Here is a 23,071-nt window from a genome sequence, read left to right on the forward strand (position 1 = left end):
GGGCGGGCTCGTCGAGAAGGCCCTCGGGGCGGGGGCATGATCGGTTCACTGGCGGGCTCATCTAGAAGGCTGCCAGCGCGATGACATGGCGGGCTCGTGAACAGGGGCGGTCAGTGTGAAGACGTGACCGGTTCGGCGGCGGGTTGCGGCGTCGGTGCCGGGGTCTCGGTGCGGCGCAGTACCACGACCGCGATTACCACCGCCGCGAACAGCAGCGCCGCGCCCAAGGTCAGGCCCAGTGCGTAGCCGTCGTTCAGGGCCGCGGGCGAGACCGAGGACCCGGTGCGATCGTGGGCCGCGGTCCCCAGCGCCGCCAGGCCCAGCGAGGCACCGATCTGCCGCGAACTGTTGAGCAGCCCCGACGCCGTGCCCGTCTCCGAAGGCGCCACGCCCATCGTCGCCACCGAAACCACCGGGCCCAGGCACATGCCGAAGCCGATGCTCGTCACGATGGACGGGCCCAGGATGTCGGTCAGGAAGGTACCGTCGGCGCTGATCAGGCCGAACCACGCGAACCCGGCCGCGGTCAGCAGGCCGCCGGTGATGAGCAGGGTGCGCGCCGGGAAGCGGTAGCCGAGCCGGATCGCCAGCACCGCGCCGACCACGACGCCCAGGGCGAATGGCAGGAATTGCAATCCGGTCAGGGCGGGACCGGTGCCGAGGACCCGTTGCAGGTACAGCGACGCGAAGTAGAACGCCGAAGCCATCGCCGCGCCGACGAGCAGGTTGTAGGCGTTGGCGCCCGCGACCGAGCGGTTGGCGAGCAGTCCCAGGCGCAGCAGGGGTTCCCGTGTCGTACGCCGTTCGACCAGCACGAACACCGCCAGGAGCAGCAGCGCCGCGGCGAGAGTGGTGAGGGTAGCCGCGGAGGTCCACGGGTGCCGGTCGGTGCGCACGATCCCGAACACCAGCGTGACCATGCCCGCCGTGGCCAGCACCGCACCGAGCACGTCCGGCCGGCCCGTTCGCGCGCCGGGCACGTCCGGCCGGCCTGTCCGCGCACCGGGCACGTCCGGCCGGCCCGTCCCACCGGGCACGTCCGGCCGGCCCGTCCGAGCGCCGGGCACGTCCGGCCGGCCCGTCCGAGCGCCGAGCACGTCCGGCCGGCCCGTTCGCGCGCCGTGCACGTCGGGCCGGCCCGTCCGCGCGCCGGGCGAGGAAGCCGGCACGCCGCGCCACGCCATGGCGAGGGCGATCGCGGCCATCGGGACGTTGACGAACATGACCCAGCGCCAGCTCGCGTACTCGGTGAGGAGTCCACCGGCCAGCACGCCGAGCGCGCCGCCGGCCGCGTTCATCGCGCTCCAGACGCCGAACGCGCGGATGCGGGCCTTGCCGGACGGGAACGCCGAGGTCAGCAGGGCCAGCGCGGCGGGCGCCAGGGCTGCGGCGCCGACTCCCTGGGCGGCGCGGGCCGCGACCAGCTGGCCGGGTTCCTGGGCGAAGCCGCCGAGCAGCGACGCCACGCCGAACAGGGTCAGGCCGAGGAGCAGGACGCGCCGGCGGCCGTACCGGTCGGCTGCCTTGCCGCCGAGCAACAGCAATCCGCCGAAGGTGAGCGCGTACGCGTGGATCACCCACGTCACGCCGAGCGCGCTGAAGCCCAGGCCGGCCGCCATCTGCGGCAGGCCGACGTTCACCACGGACAGGTCCAGCGACACCATGAACTGCACGACGGCGACCGTGGCGAGCAGCAGCCCGGGCCGCGCGGAGGAGTTTTCGTACATGTACCGAAATTAGCTTCCGAACGCGACCGTGTCCAGGCACGGCAGGATGGAGGCGTGCAGGAAGGCAACGCTGAAGGCAACGCCGCGCCGGGGAGGACCGGGCGGCCGCCGCGGACCTCGCGGGCGCAGATCCTGGCCGCGGCGCGTACGGTCATCGATCGCGACGGGTGGGAGAAGCTCACCATCCGGCGGCTCGCGGCCGAGGTCGGCGTCGGGACCATGACGCTGTATCACCATGTGCGGGATCGCGAGGATCTGCTGGTACAACTGCTGAACGAGCATGTTGAAAACCTGGCGCGGCCCGAGCTGCCCGCCGTGCCCCGGGACCGGATCGTCGTGGCGGCGCTCGCGATGCGTGACGCCCTCGCCGCGTGGCCGTGGGGGGTCGAGGTGGTCACGACCGACGGGTTCGTGGCGCGGCTCAGCGACTCGGCGCTGTGGATGGTCGAGGCGATCGTCGCCGGCGCGGCCGACCACGGCTGCACACCGGAACGGTCCGTCGATGTGTTCCGCCACCTGTGGTACTACACGGTCGGCGAGGTCCTCGTGCGCGCACGGTCACGGGGGGTCACGCTCGGTACCGGGGGGCTGGCCGCCTCGCAGCATCCGCATCTGGCTGCGATCGGTGAGCGGTGGGCTCCGATCGCCGCCCGCGACATCTACCCGGAAGGGGTGCGGGCCTTCGTCGACGGCCTGCTAGCAAAAGCCTGAGCTCGCCGGCCTGCTGTTGAAAGCCTGAAGTCGCCGACCGGCCGGCGAAAAGCCTGAAACAGCCGGGAACACAGCCCAGGCGTGCGGGCAGACATCGGTATGTTGCACTTCATGGCCGACTCGCAAGAGCGCCCGCCCGACGTTGCGGACCTCTTCGAGCGGTACGGGCCCGAGCTGCGGCACTACTGCGCCAGCCGGGTCGGGGCCAGCCTCGCCGACGACATCGTGGCCGAGACGTTCCTCATCGCCTACCAGCGCCGGGATCGGCTGCTCGACGGGCCGGTGCGGGCGTGGCTGTACGGTATCGCGTCCAACCTCCTGCGCCGCCACCGCCGCACCGAGACGCGGGGGTTGCGACTGCTCGCGCGTACCGGCCGGGATCCGTTCGTGCCCGACGTGGCCGACCGCGCCGTGGCCCGCGCCGATGCGTCGGCGGTGAGCCGGGAACTGGCCGCGGTGCTCGCCCGGTTACCGGCCCGGCAGCGCGACGTCCTGCTCCTGTACGCGCTCGCCGACCTCGACTACGACACCATCGCCCGCACGCTCGGCATCCCGCTGGGCACAGTCCAATCGGCGCTGTTCCGAGCCCGCACCAAACTGCGCGCCGCCCTCGCCGCCACCGGGAACACCAGCGCCAAGGGGGACCGATGACCACCGACGACCGATCCGACCTCGACGCACTGCGCGCGCTCGCCGAACCACGCACCGTGACCACGCCGGAGGAGCTGGCCCGCCTCCGGTACCGTATCCTCCGCAGTGACGCCCCGCGCACGCGCAGTCACGTCCGCGCCTGGCTCGCCCCCGCGGCCGCCGCCGTCGTCGCGCTCGCGGTGCTGGCCGGGGTCGGCATCGCGCTGAACCGCGACGGCGGCAGCCGGTCGCCCGGCCTGAGTCCGGCCCCGTCGGGCAGCGTCACGTTCGGCGCGACGCTGGACCCGCAGGCCACCCTGGCCGAGCTGCAACGCGTCGCCGCCACCACCGAGCCGCTCGCCGCCAAGGACAAGGACCAGCTGCACGTCCGCGCCGACATGCTCGTCCCCGCCGGCGGCCCGAACGGCGGGATCGTGCCGCAGGTCCACGACACGTGGTACGAGATCCAGGGTTTCGTCACCGTCCGTGCCCTCAGCGACGGCCGGCCGGACGACGAGGGCCCCAAGGGTGAGAGCCTGGCCGACCTCGACCGCGCGGAGTTCCGCGAGCAGGGGCCCGGCCCGCGGCACCCGACGCCGCAGTGGCTGGCCGGCCTCGAGTCGGAACCCACCGCACTCGCGCAGCAACTCGGCGTCACCGGTCCGGGCGACGAGAACGCGTGGGGCATCTGCACCCAGCTGTGGGCGCTCGCTGACCCTCTGTTACCGGGCGACGCCCGCGTCGGGCTGCTCGGGTTGCTGGCCGGGCTCGACGGCGTGACCTTCCGGTCGGTGACGATCGGCGGCCAGGAGACCGTCGCCATCGCCCGCGTCATGGGCCGCAACCTCCAGGTCTTCATGCTCGACCCCGGGACGGCCCACGTGGTCGGGCTCGCCGTCCTGGAACGCGGCGGCGCAGGACCGTCGCCGAGTCCGGGCGTCATCGACACGCGCCCCTCGCCGGGCATCGATCGCCTTGCAATGCAGTGGTTGTACTCGTACGAGCTCGTCAAACCCTGACGTCACGCCCGGCGGCGCCGGATGGTATGTTCGGCGCCGCCGTGCAGTGCTGCGACTCGAGGAGGTGAGACCCATCAACGCTGTTACCGATGACCGGGCCTCCCTCCAGCGCATGGCCTAGGGAGCGCCCGGACAGGCATCGAAAGGCCCTGATCCGCATGCGCATCACCGATTCGACGTCGCTCGAAGGCGTCACCGAGCAGTCATTTACGTGCAACGACGTCCCGGGTGTACTGTTCACGCCCGCCGACGCCACCGGCCCGCGCCCGCTCATCGTTCTCGGTCACGGCGGCGGCCAGCACAAACGAGCACCCGGCGTCGTCGGCCCGGCCAGGCACCTCGTCATCGCCGGCGGTTTCGCCGTCGTCGCGATGGACGCGCCCGGCCACGGCGACCGCCCGCAGGACGAGACCCTGGCCCGGATGGCCGCCGAGAACCGCGCCGCGATGGCCACCGGCGCCGAGGTGGCACCGCGACTGGCGGCGCTGCACACGTACCTCGCGACCACGAGCGTTCGCGAGTGGAAAAGCGTCGTGAGTGCGGTACAAACACAGGAAAACGTCGGCGAAGGACCCGTTGGCTATCGTGGACTGTCAATGGGCTGCGGCCTCGGCGTGCCATTCGTGGCGTCCGACCCACGGGTGCGCGCCGCGGTGCTGGGCCTGTGCGGCCCGCTCGGACTCGAAGCGGACGCCGCGCGGATCACGGTCCCGGTGCAGTTTCTCGTGCAGTGGTCCGACCGTTTCGTACCGCGCGAAAGTGCCCTCGCCCTCTACGACGCATTCGCCGCGCCGGTCAAGACGCTGCACGCCAATCCGGGCGACCACGGCGACGTGCCGCGCGCGGAGCTGGACGACGCCCTGCGGTTCTTCCAGCGCCATCTGACGAACCGGCACTCGGGGTAGGTAAGGTCGAGCCGTGATCACGTGCGTCGTCGAGTACGTCATCGACCCCGCGAAGACCGAAGCCTTCGAGTCCTTCGCGCGCCGCTGGATGGCCCTGGTGGACCAGCACGGCGGGACGCACCACGGCTACTTCCTGCCCGCCGAGGGCGCCAGCGACAAGGCCCTGGCCCTGTTCAGCTTCCCGAGCCTGGCCGCGTACGAACAGTACCGCCAATTGTTCGGCGTCGATCCCGAGTTCGTAGTCGCCGACCGCATCCGCGACGAGAGCGGCTGTGTCCTGCGCTACGAACGCACGTTCATGCGCCCCCTCCTGCCGGAGCCCTAGCGCGCCACCGCCGGCATCAGACATTTCCGGCATCACCGTGTGTCGATATCGACGGTGATTTGGGTCACGCGGAAACGGCTTCGATGCCGAATGCGGCCCTTCCGCAACGCGGACGTCTTGTCACCCGAGGTGATCTCCATCGTTGACGTCTATCCATGCGATTCGGTGTGGCCGTAGCGTGCGCGTTGCATTTTGGCATTGACCTACGCGGGGGTTTCGATGGTGCCTGGGCGCGAGTGGCTGCGTGCTGTCCGGATGCGGCGCTTCGGCGTCGTGGCGACGGCCACGGCGGTGGCGTTGGTGGCATCGAGTCTGGTCGCTATTCCCGCGAAGGCGGCGCCGAGTCCTGGTGCGGGTAGGGCGGCCGCGGCGCCGGACAAGTCGACGCCGGTGTCGAAGGTGCCGGTGAAGGCGCCGACGAAGTCCACATCAGACGATGGTGTGTTGAAGGCGTTGCCGCCGGTGTCGTGGCCGTCGGCGGGTTCGGCGGACAGCGATGCGTCGACGTCGGCTGTGGCGCCGGGTGGGTTGCCGGTGCGGGCGCTTGGGGATGCTTCGGCGGATGCGGCGCCGCGGACCCGTAAGGAGTTGTCGGCGTCGGCGCAGCAGCGGGTGCCGGTGCGGGTGACGGTGGTTGATCCCGCGGTGGCCGCGGCGGCGGGGGTGCGCGGTGTCCTGCTGCAGGTGTCGCGTACCGATGGTCGCGTGGGTCGCGCCGGTGTTGGTCTGTCGGTGGATTACGCGAAGTTCGCGGCGGGGTACGGGGCGAGCTACGGGTCGCGGTTGCGGTTGGTGTCGCTGCCGGACTGTGTGCTGACGACGCCGTCGGCGAAGGATTGTCAGATGCAGTCGCCGGTGGAGTCGGTGAACGATCCGGTGGCCCGGACGGTGACCGCGTCGACGGTGTCGGTGGGTGGTGCTGCGTCTTCGTCGTCGGTGGTGGCGTTGGCGTCCGCGGGTGACGGGTCGTCGCCGGAGGCGGACTGGAAGGCGACCGACCTGTCGATGGCGTACTCGTGGGCCTCGGGTACGTCCGGTGGTGACTTCACCCTCAACTATCCGTTGAAGGCGCCGGCGTCGCTGGGCGGTCCGGCGCCGCAGCTGGCGTTGGGCTACTCGTCGGGCAGCGTGGATGCCAAGACGGCGTCGAAGACCGGTCAGTCCTCGGTCGTCGGCGAGGGCTGGGACCTGGCTGGCGGCGGCTACATCGAGCGGACGTACCGCACCTGCTCGGACGACGGACTGAACATCCCGGATCAGTGCTGGGTGGACAAGAACACGATCACGATGGTGTTCGGCGGCAAGTCGACGAAGCTGATCTGGAACGGCAGCGGCTGGTATGCCGGTTCTGACGACAAGTTGAAGATCGAGAACCCGACGGGGGCGAGCAACAACGCGCCGAACGGGGAGTACTGGAAGGTCACGACGCAGGACGGGACGCAGTACTTCTTCGGCAAGGTCCGCCGGTACACGAGTGACAACGTGAATCCGGATACGGCGTCGGTGTTGTTCGAGCCGGTGTTCGGGAACAACGCGGGTGAGCCGTGCTATCCGAACTGGTGCCTGCAGGCGTACCGGTGGAATCTCGACTATGTCGTGGACCCGCGCGGGAACACGATGACGTACTTCTACGACAAGCTGACCGGCAAGTACGGGCCGGCTGGTGCGGCCTATGACCTGTCGGCGACGCTGAACCGGATCGAGTACGGCACCCGGTCGGGCTCGGAGGCCGGTTCGGCGGCGCCGATGCGGGTGGTGTTCGACTACGCGGAGCGGTGTTTCGCCCCGAACCCGTGCAGCTGGCCGCCGTCGTCGGGGCACGGCGGTTTCGCCGACACCCCGACGGATCTGTACTGTGCGGCGAGCAGCTGCTCGAACGTCCTGGCGCCGGTCCATTTCACCCACTCCCGGCTGGCTGGGGTGCGGACGCAGGTGTACACGGGTTCGGTGTACCGCAACGTCGACAAGTGGGACCTCGATCAGACGTTCCTGACGTCGGGGGACAGCAACGGCGACCACGTCGATGACACGGCGCCGAACCTGGCCCTCATGGGGCTGACGCACACCGGGTTCGCCGCGGACGGCGTGACGACGCAGGCCGAGCCGAAGGTGACGTTCGGCTACGTCGACAAGGCGAACCGGACCGACTGGAGCCCCACGGCCGGCACGGCGCCGTTCATCCACTGGCGGGTCGACAAGGTCAGCAACGGCGTCGGCGGTGAGACCCTCGTCGACTATCTGGACTCCGACTGCGTCAACGGTCAGTCGAAGATGAACGGTGACAGCAACCCGTTCCGGTGTTTCCCGCAGTACGTCAAGCCGCCGAGCGCGCCGGCCGCGTTCATGTACTTCAACAAGTACGTGGTCGGGAAGGTCACGGAGAAGGACCTGACCGGCGGTTCCCCGGATGAGGTGACCTCCTACAGCTATTCGGCGGACGGTTCGAGTGACACGTCGCTGTGGGCGCATGACGACGTCGACGTCGCGAATGTGGCGCAGACGTCGTGGGCGGACTGGCGGGGCTATCCGACCGTGACCGTCACCCACGGCGCGGTGGCCGGGCAGCAGAGCGTCTCCAGGACCATCTACCAGCGTGGCATGTCCGGTGATGCGAAGAAGAACGGCACGGACACGGCGGTCGCGTTCGGTCAGCGGCCGGCGTTCACGGTCGAGCCGCTGCAGGCGGGCGCGCAGATGGCGGTCGGGCTGGCCGGTGGCGGCACGAACACCGCCGGCGGGCTGTGCCTGGAAGTCACCGGCGCCAACACCGCCGACGGCGCGCCGCTGCGGACCACCTCCTGTACCGGCGATCCGCGTCAGCAGTGGACCCGGCAGATCCCCGCCGACGGGGTGCAGGTGCTGAAGAACACCGCGACCGGCAAGTGCCTGGACATCGAGGCGTACGGGACCGCCAACGGGGCCAGCATCCGTCAGTGGACGTGCACGAACGCGACGAACCAGCGGTGGCTGCGCCAGCCCGACGGCACGTTGAAGAACCCGATCTCGGGCCGGTGCCTGGACATCGACAGTTACAACATCGGTGACAACGGCGTGGCGCACCTGTGGGACTGCGCCGGCACCTGGAACCAGATCTGGATGCCAACCAACCGCGGCGAACTGGTGATGAGCCAGAACGTCCGCTGCGCCGGCGCGTCCGGCAGCACCGACGGCTCCACGGTCGTCAACCAGACCTGCGGCGTGATGGACCACAACCCGAACCAGACCTGGATGCTCCAGCCGAACGGCACCGTGGCCAGCTGGGGGTATGGCGGCAAGTGCCTGGACGCGAACGGCACCACCAGCGGCAGCCCGGTCCGGATCTGGACCTGCGGCACCGGCGCCGCCCAGCAGTGGCAGCCGCAGGCCAACGGCACCCTGAAGAACCCGGCCACCGGCCTCTGCCTCGACGCCGGCGACCTCGCCATCGCCGGCCAGACGCTCACCATCCGCACCTGCACCGACCACACAAGCCAGCGCTGGATCGGCCGCGGCCGCGACTACCTACCGCTCAAGGGCCAGGTCCGCTCCAGCTACGCCTACGACAACGGTGCGGTCGCCGACTACAGCGTCCACGGCTACTGGTTCAACCAGTCCGCCACCCGCGCCGCGTTCACCACGCCCGGCGCGACCGTCGAATCCTGGATCACCCGCGAAGCCCAGACGAAGACCGCGACCTGGATCGCCGCCACCTCGTCATGGCGCTGGACCCAGACCGACACCACCTTCGACAGCTACGGCCTGCCCGCCGACGTCAAGAACTCGGGCGACATCAGTACCACCGCCGACGACACCTGCGCCCACACCGACTACGCCCGCAACACCACGGCATACCTGATCGACCTCCCGTCGCAGGCGGTCATCACCGACTGTGCCGCGGGGCCGCACGACGGCAACTACCTCAAGGGCACCCAGACGCTGTACGACGGCAGTACCACCGTCGGCGCACCGCCCATCCAGGGCCTCGCGACGCAGACCAACGCCATGACGACGGTGTCCGGCACCGCGATCACCTGGACCAAGCAGAGCCGTGCCACCTACGACCAGTACGGCCGGGTTCTGGACGCGTTCGATGCCCTCGACCACAAGACCACGATGAGCTACACGCCCGGCGGCGGCCCGGTCACCTCGACGTCCATCACCGATCCGCTGCTGCGTCAACAGGTCATCGACATCGAGCCAGGTCACGGTGTTGCCACGGCGGTCCGGGATCCGAACAACCAGACCGTGACGGCGCAGTACGACCCGCTCGGACAACGCACCAAGGTCTGGATGCCCGGCCGTGCCACTAATCTGACGCCCACCTACGAGTACTCGTACGCCTTGAGCAACGCCGCCGCCAACGCGGTGACGACCTCGGAACTCGGGCCGAACGGCGGCCGCATCGTCACCGTCGAGCTCTATGACGGCCGGCTCCGCAAGCGCCAGACGCAGGCTCCCGCGTCGGTCGCCAAGGGCGGACGCCTCGTCACCGACACCCAGTTCGACGCGCGCGGCTTGGCCTGGCAGCAGAGTACCTTCTGGGATTCGAGTTCCGCTCCGACCGGCCAGCTCGCCGGGTTCAGCAACGCCAACGTGCAGCAGCAGACCCGAAACTCGTTCGACAGCCGCGAACGTGTGACCGTCGCCGGCCTGTACTCGGCGGATGCACTGCAGTGGAAGACCACCACGGCCTACGACGGGAACAGCACCACCGTGGTTCCGCCGTCCGGGGACACCCCGGTCCGGCGAACCACGAATGCGGCCGGGGACGTGATCGAACTGCGGCAGTACACCGCCGGGTCCATCGGCGGCGCATCGCAGGCGACGACGTACGAGTACGACCGTCTCGGGCGGCTCAGGACTGTCGCCGACCCGGCCGGCAATCAGTGGTCGACGACCTACGACCGGCTCGGGCGCGTCACCGCCACGACCGATCCGGACACCGGTGCCGAGCAGTATGGGTATGATGCCGCCGGACGCAGGACCACCTCGACCGACAACCGCGGCGTCACGCTCGCCTATACCTATGACGACCTCAACAGGAAGACGGCCGTGTTCGATGGCAGCACCAGTGGGGTCAAGCGTGCGCAATGGGACTATGACACCGTCCGTATCGGTGCCCTGACGAGTTCCACGCGATTCGCCGGGTCGCAGGCCTACACCACGGCGATCGACAGCTATGACGCCGCCGGCCGCCCGGTGAGCACTACGACGACGATTCCGGCCACCGCCTCGTTGCCGGCCACCACCTACACGGTCGGATACACCTACAACGCGGACGGGTCACTCGCGTCCACCGCGTACCCCGCGATCGGTGGCCTGCCGCAGGAGACGGTCACCGTCGGGTACGACGCGAGCGGCAGGACGTTGTCGATGACGGGCCTGGACACCTACGTCGCCGACACCAGCTACTACGGTCTGGGACCCGTGCGTCAGCAGGTGCTCGGCACCGGCACCAAGCAGGCACGCAGCACCAGGACGATCGACGAGCGGACCGGCCGGCTCACGAACTATCTGGCCGAGAGCACCAACCAGTCGAACACGGCGACGTGGGACGAGCGGCTGAACCTGGGTTACAGCTTCGACGAGGCGGGAAACGTCACCGCGATCAAGGAGACAAGCGGTGGAAGCGTCGTCGCCAATGAATGCTTCGCGTTCGACGGCCTCCGGGAGCTGACCGAGGCGTGGACCACGTCGCTGGCGGCGTGCCCCACCACGCCGGGCGCGTCGCTCGGCGGTCAGGACTCCTACTGGACCAGCCTGCAGTACGACCTCAGCACTGGAAACCGGGCGACGGAGATCAAGCACGGCCCGGGCGGGAACACCACCCGGACGTACGTCTACCCGGCGTCGGGTTCATCGAGCGTCCGGCCCCATGCCGTCACGCGGGTCGACATCGCCGGGGTGGGCGCGGGCACTGACAGCTACACGTACGACGACAGCGGCAGCACCAGCAGCCGTGGTCTCGCCGCCGGCCAGAACCAGTCCATGGTCTGGGATCGCGAGAAGCACCTCGAGAGTGTCAGCGACGCCTCGGGGACGACCGGCTATGTGTACGACGCTGATGGTGCCCGGCTCCTGGGCACCGACCCGCAGGGCGTGACCGTGTACCTGCCGGGCCTCGACCTGCGCCGCCAGGGCGGGGTCACGACCGGCACGCGCTACTACGGCGACGTCGCGGTACGGACGGCGTCGAACGGGGTGACCTGGCTCATGAGCGACACGCACGGCACCGGCCAGCTGGCCATCAAGGCGGACACGCTTGCCGCGACGCGTCGGCGGCTGGATCCGTTCGGCAATCCTCGAGCGGTCGGCGGCGTCGCGTGGCCTTCATCGCGCGGGTTCCTGAACGGCACGCAGGACAACACCGGGTTCACGCACCTCGGTGCCCGGGAATACGAACCGTCCGCGGGCCGCTTCATCTCCGACGACCCGGTGACCGATGTGCACGACGCCGGACAGATGAACGGGTACTCGTACTCCGCGAACAATCCGGTAAGTGCCAGCGACCCGACTGGGACGCGCCACGAACCGGACGAGAAGTGGCCGGGCACGTCGCTACTCCCGGCGCAGCCACCGACCCCGAAGCGGCAGGTCCAGACCAAGGGCGGTACCAGCTCGCCGGCGGACAACAACGGGAGCGCGCCGTTCAACTCCAAGAAGGCGGACAAGGAACAGGAAAAGGCGAACAAGCGTGCCCTGGACAAGGCCACGGCGCTGAAGGACCTCGCCTGTGCGGCCGGTCTCTTCCTGACGTGCGCCACTTGGGGACACTGGCTCGATCGCAGTGGCACGACGTTCGACGCGGGCCGGTACATGAAGTTGTTGCTGGCGGACGAGGCATTGGCGCCGGCTGTCGCCGGCCAGCTCCAGGAACTCCGCGATCTGGTGGTGCAGAGTTGTGGAGGCGAATCCCAGTGTGTCGTCTGGGGTGACACTCTGTGGCACTCGGTCGATCTGAAGGATGCCGACAACCACTACGCGGTAGGGCACGTGATGTTCAGGGTGGCTGGCTACATGTCGGTCGGCTTCGATGCGCAAGGAAACCGCGTGGTCAATGCGACCTACACGGTCAGTGTCTATAAGTCCTGGAATTTTGATCCGGGTGACTCGTTCAACATTCCGGGTGCCGGTCCTTACAACGTGGCCCCGTTCACGGCATTGCACGAGTACGGCCTCGCGCGTGACTACGCCTTCGCCGGCGAAAGCGACATGTTCGTGCAGCAAATGAGGGTCCCGTAACAGCGCGGCATTTGTAGAATGTGGATTGGTATGGTCATGTCATGAAGCGGCAGCGACTGTTGGCTGTGCTGGCGGTGTCGGGCGCCGTGGCAATCCTCTGCGGTATCGGTGTGTACTGGGAAATCGACCGGATCGCGGAACGACCGGCGGCGATGCCCGAACGCCCCGTGCTGGGTACCGCCGACGTCTGTTCGCTCTTCGACGGCACCCTGCTCGACCGTGCGGTGCCCGACCCGACCGGCCGCTCGTCGGAACTGGATCTGTCGGGGCATCCGAAGGGCAACAGCGGCCACTGTGCCGTCGATTCGAGCGCCGGTTCCCTGCGGATCGACGTCGAAGTGGTGCTCGAGGTGGGTGCCGGACTCGACCCGGCGGAGACGCGCGCGTCGCGTGAGCTCGACAGCTACTGCCGGGACGTCCTCGCGGGAGCCGTGGTCCGGCCGGCGACCCGGTCGGCGGACGGATCGTGCTCGCGGGAGGACGGCGCCGCGGACGCCGTCACCGCGGTGCACTTCGGGGCACGGAAGGGAACGCGGCTGTTCCGCACCGAATACCGCTTCGGCCGGCCGGTCGCCGGCGATGCGGCGCGCACCGCGGTGCGGCTGATCGAGGACATCACGGCTGGAAGTACTGCGCCATCACCTCGCTGACCCAGTGCGGCTGCTTGACGTTCGACGGCAGGAACTCGGTCATCGCCGGCTTGAGATCGATGACCGGGGTACCCGCGACCGCGTCCAGGCCGAGCACGGTCAGCTCGCGGCCGCGTACCGACTCGATGGCGCAGCACGTGACGCCGATGCGGTTCGGGCGGCGGGGTCCGCGGCCGGCGAAGATGCCGACGGGCGGGAGGTCTTCGCGGCCGCGGTACGGGCGGGGCTCGCGGTAGTCGCCCCCGTCTTCGAACCGGTCGAAGACGAACAGGACCTCGACGTGCGAGAAGTCCTCGAGGCCCTGCAGGCACGCGTCGCCGAAGCGCTCGTCGACGACGATGGTGCTGCGGACGGCTCCCCAGTTGTCGGTGTGCTGGATGTCCGTGCGGCCATTGTGGACGGTACCGATGGGGGTGATCTCGAAGCTCGCCATGCCTGCGAGGCTAGCCGCCGAAACGGTCGAGGCGGCACCCCGCGAGCAACGGCTCGGCGGTGCCGTCGAGCAGTTCGCGCGCGACGAGGCGCCCCACGGCGGGGGCGAGCGTGATCGCGGAGTGCAGCACCGCCACGTAGAGGCCGGGCACCCCGGCGACGGGCCCGACGATCGGCTCGCCGTCGACCGGCATCGGGCGGGCGGCGGTCCGGCTGCCGAGCAGGTCGACGGTTTCCGCGCCGCGAAACGTGGACCGGATGGCGGCCAGGGTCCGTTCCGGCGAGTCGGCGGCGGCGACGAGCCGGTCCGGGGCGACCTGGCGGAGGTCGAAGTCCGCGGTGTTGACAACGGTGTTGACCAGGCCTTCCGGGGCGCTGAACCGTGTGAGCGTCGCCGGTGAGGGGCCGACCGGGACGTGCACACCCAGCGGCGCGGCGAGGGCGGCCGTGGCCACGCCGGCCGCGAGGACGACGACCGTGCCGTCGCGGGGGACCGCGGTCACCGGCATGTTCGAGTGCACTTCAGCGCCGTGGGCGCGGGCGCCCTCGACCAGCCGTCCGGTGACGCCGACCGGGTCGACGGCGCCGTCACCGGGGACCCAGATCGCCCACTCCGGAGGCCGGCGCACGTTGGGTTCGAGCCGCGCCACGGCGGCCGCGTCGACCAGTTCTTGGCCCGGCCCCGCTTCCGGCGCGGCGTCGGTCAGGCCCCAGGTCAGCGAGCCGGACCAGGTGACCGGAAGGTCCGGCAGCTCGCCCTCCAAGCGGTGGTACTCGTCGATGGCCCTCGACCGCAGCGCGGCGGCCGGGCCGCGGTGGACGCCGGACGCGCCGATCCACGCGAACGAGTTCGCCGTCACGCCGCCCCCCGGCCGCCCGGCATCGACGAGGGTCACGGCAGCGCCGGCCCGCGCGGCGTGATAGGCGATCGAGGCGCCCACAATGCCGGCCCCGACGACGGTGATGCTGCGGTCCGACATGGGACCCATTCTGCCCGCCGCCGCGCCGTAGAGTTCTGGTGTGGGGGAGGACGAGGAAACCGCGAAGGTGCTGCGGGCGTGGAACACCCAGGCGCCGACGTACGACCGGCAGATCGCGCTGCTCGAACGCATCTGGTTCGGCGGTGGACGTCAATGGCTCACCGCGCGGGCGCAAGGCCGGATTCTCGAAGTCGCCGTGGGAACGGGGCTCAATCTGCCGTGCTATGCCGACACGAGGAACGTCACCGGAGTCGAGCTCAGTCCAGCGATGCTCGACATTGCGCGGCGGCGGGGGACCGGGGCGCGGCTGGTGCTGGGGAATGCTGAAGCGCTGCCGTTCGGTACCGAACAGTTCGACACCGTGGTGTGTGCGCTTTCGCTGTGCACCATTCCGCGGCCCGCCGTGGCGATCCGGGAGATGCGCCGGGTGCTGGTGCCCGGTGGGCGGTTGTTGCTGCTCGACCACATCGGCAGCTCGTGGCCGCCGGTCCGGGCCGGGCAGTGGGTGCTCGAACGGTTCACGATCCGGGCGGCGGGGGAGCACTTCACGCGGCGGCAGCTGCCGTTGGTGCGGGGCGCGGGATTCGAGGTCGTCGAGGCCGAGCGGCTCAAGCTGGGGACCATCGAGCGGCTGCACGCGCGCAAGGGGTAATTGTGTGAGCCGACCGTGCCGGGGAATTCGGGGGTGATGACGGAGATCACCGCGCACCACGGGCTGCTCAAGGACGTCAAGTTGCACGCCGACGACTACGGCGGTATCGGGCGGCCCGTTGTGCTCATCCACGGCTGGCCGCTGTCGGGGGCGTCGTGGGCGGCGCAGATTCCCGCGTTGCGGCAGGCCGGGTACCGGCCTATCACCTACGATCGGCGGGGGTTCGGGCGCAGCGACAAGCCGCTCACCGGGTACTCCTACGACTCCCTCGCCGAAGACCTGCACAAGGTCCTGGTCGAGCTGAACGTGCGCGACGCGACCCTCGTCGGCTTCTCGATGGGCGGCGGCGAAGTGGCCCGGTACCTCGCGAACTACGGCCCCGAACGGGTGCGCAGCGCGGTGTTCGCGGCGGCCGTCACCCCGTACATGATGAAGACGCCGGACAATCCCGACGGGCCGCTGCAGCCCGGCGAGGCGGCGAAGATGACCGCATCGCTGACCGCCAATCAGGACAAGTTCTACGACGGTTTCATCACCGAGTTCTTCTCCGTCGGCGGGCAGTTGAAGGTGTCGGAGCAGCAGCGGCAGGAGGCCCTCGCGCTGACCGGGCAGGCGGGCAAGGTGCCGGCGCTGGAGTGCCTGACCGCATTCGGCAACACCGATTTCCGCGAGGACCTCGCGAAGGTTTCCGTGCCGACCCTGGTCCTGCACGGCGACGGCGACGCGACGGTACCGTTCGAAGGCTCGGGGAAGCGCACGCACGCCGCCATCCCGGGCAGCGACCTCGTCGTCCTGCCGGGCGCCCCGCACGGCTGCAACGTGAGCCACGCCGACGCCTTCAACGCCGCACTGCTGCAGTTCCTGGAGCGCTGACCCGCTCGAACAGCGTTAGGGCAGCGGCTTGGCGCCCAGGCCCTCCAGGGTGCCGGTGAACAGGTGGTCGGACGGGACGACGGCGTAACAGCGGAGCACACGATCGCCGGCGGACCACTGGTGCTCGTTGTCCAGCGTCGTGGTGTACCTCGCGATGTCGCCACGTCTGAGAAAGGCGGACTCGGACAGTCCCAGCCGGGCCGCGATCGCCTTGATGCAGCGGGGCTCCGCGTAGTCGGCCTGGGCCTGCCACTCGGGGAACGGTCCGTCCGGCAGCTCGATGACGCCCGCCAGTTCGGCGTCGTGGGCGGTGGCGCAGTCGACGCGGTATTCGCCGGTGATGGTCTGGTAGAAGCCGTCAGCGTCGGGCTGGTCGCCGCTCACCTGGGCGCAGCGGGAGAACACCAGGCCGGAACCAGTGGCCCGGGCGCCCTTGAGCGAACCGCTGCGCGGCAACACCACGGCGAGCCAGTTGGTGCTCTCGGTCTCGGCGACGCCGCACACGTAGGCATGGTCGCCCGCGGCCCAGGCGGTGCTGTCCGGCCGGCCGACGTGCACGAACAGCCAGCCCAGGTGAAAGTCGATGCCCACGTACGCCGAGGCCGCGGCGGCGCAGTCGGCGTAGGCGGCCCGCAGGTCGGCACTGCCCCAGCTCGGCACGGCGGCCCCGGCCGGAAAAGCGGCCGTTTTCACCACCTCGAGCTGGTGGGGCTCGGCGCAGTCGATCGGGCTCGCGATCGGGTCGCCCTTTCCCCCGTACTGCACCCGCCCGGTCGTGCTCAGGCAACCCCCGACGACCGGGCGCGCCGGCGGGGCCGAACTTGAGGGCGACGGTGACGGTGACGGCGACGGTGACGCCGCCGGGACGTCAGGTGCGCAGGCGGCCAGCAATACCAATGCGGCGGCCAGCGACGAAATACCGCGCATGATCATGACTGTAGACGAGGACGGGGCCGCCCCTCAGGAGAAGGACGGCCCCGGTACTGCGAAACAGCGATCAGACGAGCTGCCAGGGTCCCCACGGGTCGCCGGGGGTCTGGTTGCGCGTCCACCACTTGGCGACGTACTTCTTGCCCTGGTACACGACCACGTCACCGGCGGTGAAGACGCGCGACGGCGTCCACAGGGCGGTTCCGTCGGGCGCCGTGGCGATCTGCTGCCACGGGCCGTAAGGGTCGCCCGGCCGCTGGTTCTGGGTCCACCACATCGCCTGCCACACGGAGCCGTTGTAGGACACCGTGTCGCCGTTGTTGTACACCTTCGACGGGTTCCAGGCCGGCACCACGGGGGTCACGGGGGCGTTGATGCCCACGACGACCGGGTCGTGGTCCGAGGCCGCGAACGGGTCGGAGCCGTTGAACAGCAGCGTGGCGTTGTAGTTGTACCGGCTGTAGGAGTACGCGATCGCCTCCTGCGCGTTGATCTGCCAGACGTCGGCCCCGGTCACGAGAGCGCGCGCGCCCGCGTTGGCCAGGACGTGGTCCAGCGAGCCCTGCAGCCCGTTGAAGGAGTACGTGGACTCCGCCGGGTCGAGGGCCGAGCCCAGGTCGGTGTAGCCGGCCTGGTACAGCACCTGCATGGGGTCTTCCTGGGTGTACGAGTTGAGGTCGCCCACCAGGAAGATCCGGTTCGTGCCGATGGTCGACGCCGCCGAGTTGGCGAACGCCACGGTGTCCTGCGCCTCCCGGACCCGGGTCGCGTTGTACGCGCCCTGGTCCTTCGCGGGGGACGAGGTGTCCTGGGCGTCGCCGTCGTACAGCGGGTCGCCCGCGCCCTTGGACTTCCAGTGGTTCGTGACGACCAGGAACGCGTCGGCGTCCTGGGCGTCCGCCTTCTTGAAGCCCTGAGCCAGGGGCTCGCGGGCGATCGAGAACGGCTGGCCGGCACCCGAGGAGGTCAGCAGGATCTGCGACGTTCCCACGAGGGCCACGTCCGCCGGCTTGTAGATGAACGCCGAGCGGATCACGTCCTCGTCGCCCAGCGCCGGGAGGGCACTCGGTGAGGGGACGTACGCCCAGACGTTCGCGCCGGCCGCCGCGTTGAGCGCGTCGACGAGCTGGGCCAGGGCCGCGTCACGGCTCTGCCCGAACTTCGCCGAGTTCTCGACCTCTTCCAGCGACACGATGCTCGCCCCGAGCCGGTTGATGCCGGTCACGATCTTCGCCTGCTGCCGCTGGAAGCTGACGTCGTTCGCGGCACCGCGCGGACCCGCGGCGTTGTTCGGACCGGTGCAGGTGCGCACGGCGATGTGGTTGCCGGCCCGGTCGTCGTAGTACGAGCAGGTGCCAAGACCCGCCGCGACGTACTTCTCGCCCGTCGTCGGGAAGTAGTTCTCGACGTTGAACGTGGCCAGGCGCAGGTTGCCGCCGACGTTGGCGGGCTGCGCGTTGGCCGTGCGGGTGTCGGAGAACGTCGCCACCGCGGCGCCGTCGTCGGTGACCTGGTGCTGCGGCTGGAAGTTCCACAGCGAGAAGCGGTACTCCAGGATCACCGGCTGGTGGAACGCCACCTTCGAGCCGATGCTGACCGGGTTGGTCGGCGTCAGCCACGGCAGCGGCGTGCCGGCGTTCGCGGCGGTGCTGTAGTTGACGCTGGCCCCGTCGTCGAGGGTCACCATCCGGGCGGCGTTGTCGGCCACGACGGCCTCCGCCTCGGCGCTGCCCGCCCTGCCGGCGTCGGTCGGCTGCCGCAGCGGCTTGTCGCCCGCGGCGAGGGTGAAGCTGCCGTACCAGTTCGCGTCGTAGTTGTCCGACACGGTGAACGTGCCCTGCGGCGCGATCAGCTCACCCTCGTGCGCCTCCTTCTCCGCGTCCGTGTCGAGGCTCGTCCACGCGAACGAACCCGGCACGACCGCCGGCAGCGGGGTGGCGAGCTTGGTCACCGACGGCGACGAGATCTCGGTCTCGCCCTGGAACTCCTGGACGGTACCGCTGACCCGCACGCTGTCACCCACGCTCACCTGCGCGGCCGAGATCGAGCCGAACACGAAGACGGCGTCGGAGGCCCCGGGCGTCCTGTCGTCCGCCTCGGTACCCCCGGCGCCGCCGGTCTCCAGGAAGAAGCCGTTGAAGCCGCCGGTGGTGTACACCGCCGTCACAACGCCTTCCGTCGTCACGGGCTGGCCGACGTACGGCGAGGTGTCCGTGTTCGTGCCCTGGATCGCGGCGATCGCCAGCACCTCGGCCGCGGCGTTCACGGTCCAGGTGAACGTGGCCGAGGCGCTCGCCCCGCCGGCGTCGGTCGCGGTGACCGTCACCGACGACGAGCCCGCCGCGGTGGGCGTGCCGGTGAGCACCCCCGCCGAAGAGATCGCGAGGCCGTCCGGAAGACCCGAAGCCCCCCAGGTGTACGGTGCGGTGCCGCCCGAAGCCGCCAGCGTCACCGGCGCGATCGCGACGCCGACCGTGGCGCTCTGGGCGCCCGGGTTCGTCACCGCGAGGTTGCCGGTGCCCCCGTCCGACGCCGCGTTCTGCGGGGTCGGCGTCGCCACGGTGAAGTCGGCGGCGTTGTTGTCGGAGTCAGCCCCGGCCGAGCCGCGCTGGTAGCTCAGCACCAGCGAGTTCCCGGACGTGACGGACCCCTCGGGGGAGTTGCTGGTGCCCCAGCCGATCTTGTCGATGACCGACGCGTCGGTCGGCAGCACGCCCGTGGCGCTGGCGGCGATGAACAGCGTGCCGCCGCCCGCGCCCGGGTTGATGCTGGTGCCGGTGCTCAGGTCCGGCGTCGGCAGCGGCGCACCCGGGTTGGTGGTCGCGTTGTTGCCGGGCAGCTGGATCAGGAAGTGACCCTTGGCGGCCACCGTCCCGGTCAGCGTGAACACCTGGGATCCGCTCGGCACGACGGTGCTGGTGGGCGCACGGTACTGCAGCGTGTCCCCACTCAGCGAGATCGGGCTCGAGCTCGGGTTGTACAACTCGATGAATTTGTTCAGGAAGCTCGCACCCGACGAGCCGCCGTTGACGTAGGCCTCGCTGATCACCAGGCCGGTGCCCGCGGGGTTCGCGGCCGCCGGACCGGCGACGAACGGCAGGGCCAGCCCGGCCGTGGACAGCGATACTGCGACGGTGACCCGCCGGACGAGCGCACGGGACATAGACCCGGACCTCCGTTGGTCGGTTTGGATGTGCCGCCGGCCCGCAGGCCGACCTGCGGACGTTAGGCGCCCGGATGCGACGGTCGGCAGACGAAGCCTGAACGGCGTGTAAACCCTATGGCAGTTCCGGGGAATCGAACCCGGTGATAGGGCTGGTGGTAGGGGTGCCGCCACCCGAACGCGGCCCGCCGCCGCCGGTCGGCCGGATCAGCGGGCCGCGGGCCGGCGGCGCCGCAACCAGCGGGTGGCGAGCGAGATGATCAGGTTCAGGCCGCCGAGGACCGTGCCGAGGTAGATCGCGGCCCGGACGAACTCGCGGGCGTCGTCGACCCGGTCGGCCGGGGAGTCCTCCGCGTCGACGTGGATCCGGTCGCCGTCGATGCGGATCGGCACGCCCCGGTACACCGTCACCTGGACCGGGGTCCCCGGTGCGGAGATGTCGATCCGGTGCAGCGAGACCGCGAACGTGAGGTGCCGGCCGCCGGCGTCGACCTCGGCCGCGCGGGTGCTCAGCGCCGTCACCGTGCCGTCGAGTCCGGCGCGGCAGGCGTCGCCGGCGAACACCTGGTCCGGCGCGCAGACCGGGGCCTGCTCGGCCCGGCGCAGCTGCGCCTCGGCCTGCCGCTGGGCGATCAGCGCCACCCCCGCCACCAGCCAGCCCAGGGCCAGGACCGCCAGCGACGCCCGTACGGACAGCACCCGACGCTTGAACACGGGGCCCATTGTCGGCGTTCGCGGCAAACGGCGGATACCCGGCACCCGTGACATTTGTCCCGGCCGTTCGGCGACGGACGGGCCCATCATGAAGGCCTCGGGGATGCGATGGTGAGAGGCGTGACGATGACGGCAGAGGTGGTGCGGCTGCGGCCGCCCGCGCACCGGGTCAGCCCGCGCGCGTTGTGGTACTGGGCGGCCCGGGCGGTGGTGCTCTGGCTCGTGCTGGTCGTGCCCCAGGTGATCTGGTGGATCGCCGACGGCGGCGGGCGGGCGAAGCACCTGGTCGTGGCGGCGGTGTGGCTGCTGCTGGCCGTCGCGCACATGGTGGTGATGCCGCAGTGGCGCTACCGGGTGCACCGGTGGGAGGCGACCGAGACCGCGGTGTACACCCAGACCGGCTGGATCAGCCAGGAGCGGCGGATCGCGCCGATCTCGCGGGTGCAGACCGTCGACAGCGAGCGCGGGCCGATCGAGCAGCTGTTCCGGCTGGCCAACGTCACCGTGACGACCGCGTCGGCGGCCGGGCCGATCAAGATCGACGGGCTGGCCAAGGGCGACGCCGACCAGCTGGTCGCCGACCTGACCGAGCGGGTCGGGCGGACCACCGGAGACGCGACGTGACGACCACCGTGAGCCCGGCGGTCGACGCCGGGGGCGGGTGGCGGCGGCTGAGTCCGCGGATGCTGGCCGTACACCCGGTGATGGAACTGCGGCGGCTGATCTTTCCGCTGGTCGCGCTGGCGGTCGGGGTGCAGAGCAACAACGGCGGCGACGGGGGCTGGTGGGCGCTCGGCATCGGCGGCATCGGCATCGTGCTCGGGTTTCTGCGGTACTTCACCACCTCCTTCCGGATCACGCCCGAGTACGTGCAGGTGCGCCGGGGCCTGCTGCGCCGCCGGACGCTGACGGTGCCGCGGGACCGCATCCGCACCGTCGACGTCACCTCGCACGTGCTGCACCGGATCTTCGGGCTGGCCCGGGTGACCGTCGGCACCGGCCAGACCGACAAGAAGAACGACGGCGTGAAGCTGGACGGGCTCAGCGCCGCCGCGGCCGAGAACCTGCACCGCGAGCTGCTGCACCGCCCCGCGCCCGCGCCGGTCCCGGGTGCCGAGCCGGTTGCAGCCCCGGCCGAGGTTCCCCTGGCGGTACTGGACCCGGCCTGGATCCGCTACGGCCCGTTCACGCTGTCCGGCCTGGTCGCGATCGGTGTGCTGTTCGGCATCGGCTCGCGCCTGGTGAACGAGAGCCACGTCGACCTCACCCGGGTCAGCGTCGTCCGCGCCGTGCTCGACTACCTGCGCGAGCGCCCGCTGCCGATCGCGATCCTGCTGGTGGCGGCCGGTGTCGTGGTGTTCACCGCGGTCGCCTCGACGATCGGCTACGTGCTGGGCTTCTGGAACTTCCGGCTGAGCCGGCACGGCAGCGGCACCCTGCACGTCCGCCGCGGCCTGCTCACCACCCGCAACACCACGATCGAGGAGCGCCGCCTGCGCGGGGTGGAGCTGAGCGAGCCGCTGCTGCTGCGCTCGGTGCGCGGCGCCCGCGTCCTGGCCATCGCCACCGGCCTGCGTGTCGGCCGCGGCGCCGACCGCGGCGGCTCGATCCTGCTGCCGCCGGCACCCCGGGCGATCGCGGCCGACGTCGCCGGCACCGTCATCGGCACCGCCGACCCGCTGCACACCGCCCTGACCAGGCACGGCCCGCGGGCGAGCCGGCGCCGCCTGACCCGCGCCCTGACCGTAACCACGGTGCTGATCCTGATCGTGCTGGCGCTCGTCCTGCTGGCCGGCGCCCCGTGGTGGGCGTTCTGGACGTCCCTGGCCCTGCTGCCGGTCGCCGCCCTGCTGGCCTGGGACCGCGCCCGCTCCCTGGGCCACGCGCTGCTGCCCGACTGGCTGGTGACCCGGCACGGCAGCCTGGTCCGCCGCCGGTACGTCCTGCGCACCGACGCCGTCATCGGCTGGAACCTGACCGCGTCCCTGTTCCAGCGCCGCGCCGGCCTGACCACCCTGACCGCGACGACAGCCGGCGGCCGGCAGCGCTACTCGGTCCTCGACGTCCCCGAGGCCGAGGCCCTGCGGGTCGCCCGCACCGCCGTCCCCGGCCTCCTGGAGCAGTTCCTGGCCAAGTGAC

At 70.6% G+C, this 23,071-nt stretch carries 17 protein-coding genes; 11 read left to right on the forward strand and 6 right to left on the reverse strand.

From position 1 onward, the window contains the following. Positions 1-110: 110 nt before the first annotated feature. Positions 111-1,727, reverse strand: coding sequence for an MFS transporter (locus tag ACQP00_RS24840; protein WP_433222946.1), 1,617 nt, complete (start codon positions 1,725-1,727; stop codon positions 111-113). Positions 1,728-1,781: 54 nt separating this feature from the next. Between ACQP00_RS24840 and ACQP00_RS24845 the strand changes: the two genes are divergently transcribed. The 7 genes from ACQP00_RS24845 (at position 1,782) to ACQP00_RS24875 (ending at position 13,188) form a co-directional block, all read left to right on the forward strand. Next, the gene (locus tag ACQP00_RS24845) at positions 1,782-2,438 is read left to right on the forward strand and encodes a TetR/AcrR family transcriptional regulator (protein ID WP_433222948.1); all 657 of its coding nucleotides are present in this window, start codon (positions 1,782-1,784) and stop codon (positions 2,436-2,438) included. A gap of 111 nt (positions 2,439-2,549) precedes the next feature. Further along, entirely contained in the window at positions 2,550-3,089 is a 540-nt protein-coding gene (locus ACQP00_RS24850) for an RNA polymerase sigma factor (protein ID WP_433222951.1), read from the forward strand. Next, positions 3,086-4,087, forward strand: a complete 1,002-nt coding sequence (locus ACQP00_RS24855) for a hypothetical protein (protein WP_433222953.1) — start codon at positions 3,086-3,088, stop codon at positions 4,085-4,087. The genes ACQP00_RS24850 and ACQP00_RS24855 overlap by 4 nt, the downstream gene beginning before the upstream one ends. Positions 4,088-4,245: 158 nt before the next feature. After that, positions 4,246-4,992 (forward strand): alpha/beta hydrolase, encoded by a 747-nt coding sequence (locus ACQP00_RS24860; RefSeq protein ID WP_433222955.1) that lies wholly within the window; start codon positions 4,246-4,248, stop codon positions 4,990-4,992. Between the two features lie 13 nt (positions 4,993-5,005). Continuing rightward, a complete protein-coding gene (locus ACQP00_RS24865; RefSeq protein WP_433222957.1) occupies positions 5,006-5,317 on the forward strand; it encodes an NIPSNAP family protein in 312 nt (103 codons plus the stop codon). Positions 5,318-5,572: 255 nt separating this feature from the next. Beyond that, positions 5,573-12,538 (forward strand): ricin-type beta-trefoil lectin domain protein, encoded by a 6,966-nt coding sequence (locus ACQP00_RS24870; protein ID WP_433222959.1) that lies wholly within the window; start codon positions 5,573-5,575, stop codon positions 12,536-12,538. Between the two features lie 41 nt (positions 12,539-12,579). After that, positions 12,580-13,188 carry a hypothetical protein gene (locus tag ACQP00_RS24875; protein WP_433222961.1) on the forward strand — a complete coding sequence of 203 codons (609 nt, stop codon included), beginning with the start codon at positions 12,580-12,582 and terminating at the stop codon, positions 13,186-13,188. On the opposite strand, the gene ACQP00_RS24880 is transcribed toward ACQP00_RS24875, so the two are convergent. Both ACQP00_RS24880 and ACQP00_RS24885 read right to left on the reverse strand, forming a co-directional pair. Beyond that, on the reverse strand, positions 13,154-13,621 hold the full coding sequence (locus ACQP00_RS24880) for an SAM-dependent methyltransferase (RefSeq protein WP_433222963.1): 468 nt from the start codon (positions 13,619-13,621) through the stop codon (positions 13,154-13,156). The two genes, ACQP00_RS24875 and ACQP00_RS24880, sit on opposite strands and share 35 nt — an antisense overlap. A 10-nt stretch (positions 13,622-13,631) precedes the next feature. Beyond that, the gene (locus tag ACQP00_RS24885) at positions 13,632-14,600 is read right to left on the reverse strand and encodes an NAD(P)/FAD-dependent oxidoreductase (protein WP_433222965.1); all 969 of its coding nucleotides are present in this window, start codon (positions 14,598-14,600) and stop codon (positions 13,632-13,634) included. A gap of 40 nt (positions 14,601-14,640) precedes the next feature. On the opposite strand from ACQP00_RS24885, the gene ACQP00_RS24890 reads away from it, so the two are divergent. Together ACQP00_RS24890 and ACQP00_RS24895 are read left to right on the forward strand one after the other, a co-directional pair. Continuing rightward, positions 14,641-15,252, forward strand: coding sequence for a class I SAM-dependent methyltransferase (locus ACQP00_RS24890; protein WP_433222967.1), 612 nt, complete (start codon positions 14,641-14,643; stop codon positions 15,250-15,252). Between the two features lie 36 nt (positions 15,253-15,288). Continuing rightward, the gene (locus ACQP00_RS24895) at positions 15,289-16,125 is read left to right on the forward strand and encodes an alpha/beta fold hydrolase (RefSeq protein WP_433222969.1); all 837 of its coding nucleotides are present in this window, start codon (positions 15,289-15,291) and stop codon (positions 16,123-16,125) included. Between the two features lie 15 nt (positions 16,126-16,140). On the opposite strand, the gene ACQP00_RS24900 is transcribed toward ACQP00_RS24895, so the two are convergent. From ACQP00_RS24900 to ACQP00_RS24910, 3 genes are all read right to left on the reverse strand, one after another. Beyond that, positions 16,141-17,052, reverse strand: a complete 912-nt coding sequence (locus ACQP00_RS24900) for a septum formation family protein (protein WP_433222971.1) — start codon at positions 17,050-17,052, stop codon at positions 16,141-16,143. A gap of 70 nt (positions 17,053-17,122) precedes the next feature. Further along, entirely contained in the window at positions 17,123-20,218 is a 3,096-nt protein-coding gene (locus ACQP00_RS24905) for an ExeM/NucH family extracellular endonuclease (RefSeq protein ID WP_433222973.1), read from the reverse strand. 207 nt (positions 20,219-20,425) lie between these two features. Further along, the gene (locus ACQP00_RS24910; RefSeq protein WP_433222975.1) at positions 20,426-20,932 is read right to left on the reverse strand and encodes a hypothetical protein; all 507 of its coding nucleotides are present in this window, start codon (positions 20,930-20,932) and stop codon (positions 20,426-20,428) included. Between the two features lie 126 nt (positions 20,933-21,058). Between ACQP00_RS24910 and ACQP00_RS24915 the strand changes: the two genes are divergently transcribed. Together ACQP00_RS24915 and ACQP00_RS24920 are read left to right on the forward strand one after the other, a co-directional pair. After that, positions 21,059-21,556 carry a PH domain-containing protein gene (locus tag ACQP00_RS24915; protein WP_433223975.1) on the forward strand — a complete coding sequence of 166 codons (498 nt, stop codon included), beginning with the start codon at positions 21,059-21,061 and terminating at the stop codon, positions 21,554-21,556. After that, a complete protein-coding gene (locus ACQP00_RS24920) occupies positions 21,553-23,070 on the forward strand; it encodes a PH domain-containing protein (protein ID WP_433222977.1) in 1,518 nt (505 codons plus the stop codon). Before ACQP00_RS24915 ends, ACQP00_RS24920 begins: the two co-directional genes overlap by 4 nt. Position 23,071: the final 1 nt, after the last annotated feature.

Origin of the sequence: Dactylosporangium sp. CS-047395 (genome assembly GCF_050942185.1) — a bacterium.
GTDB lineage: Bacteria > Actinomycetota > Actinomycetes > Mycobacteriales > Micromonosporaceae > Dactylosporangium.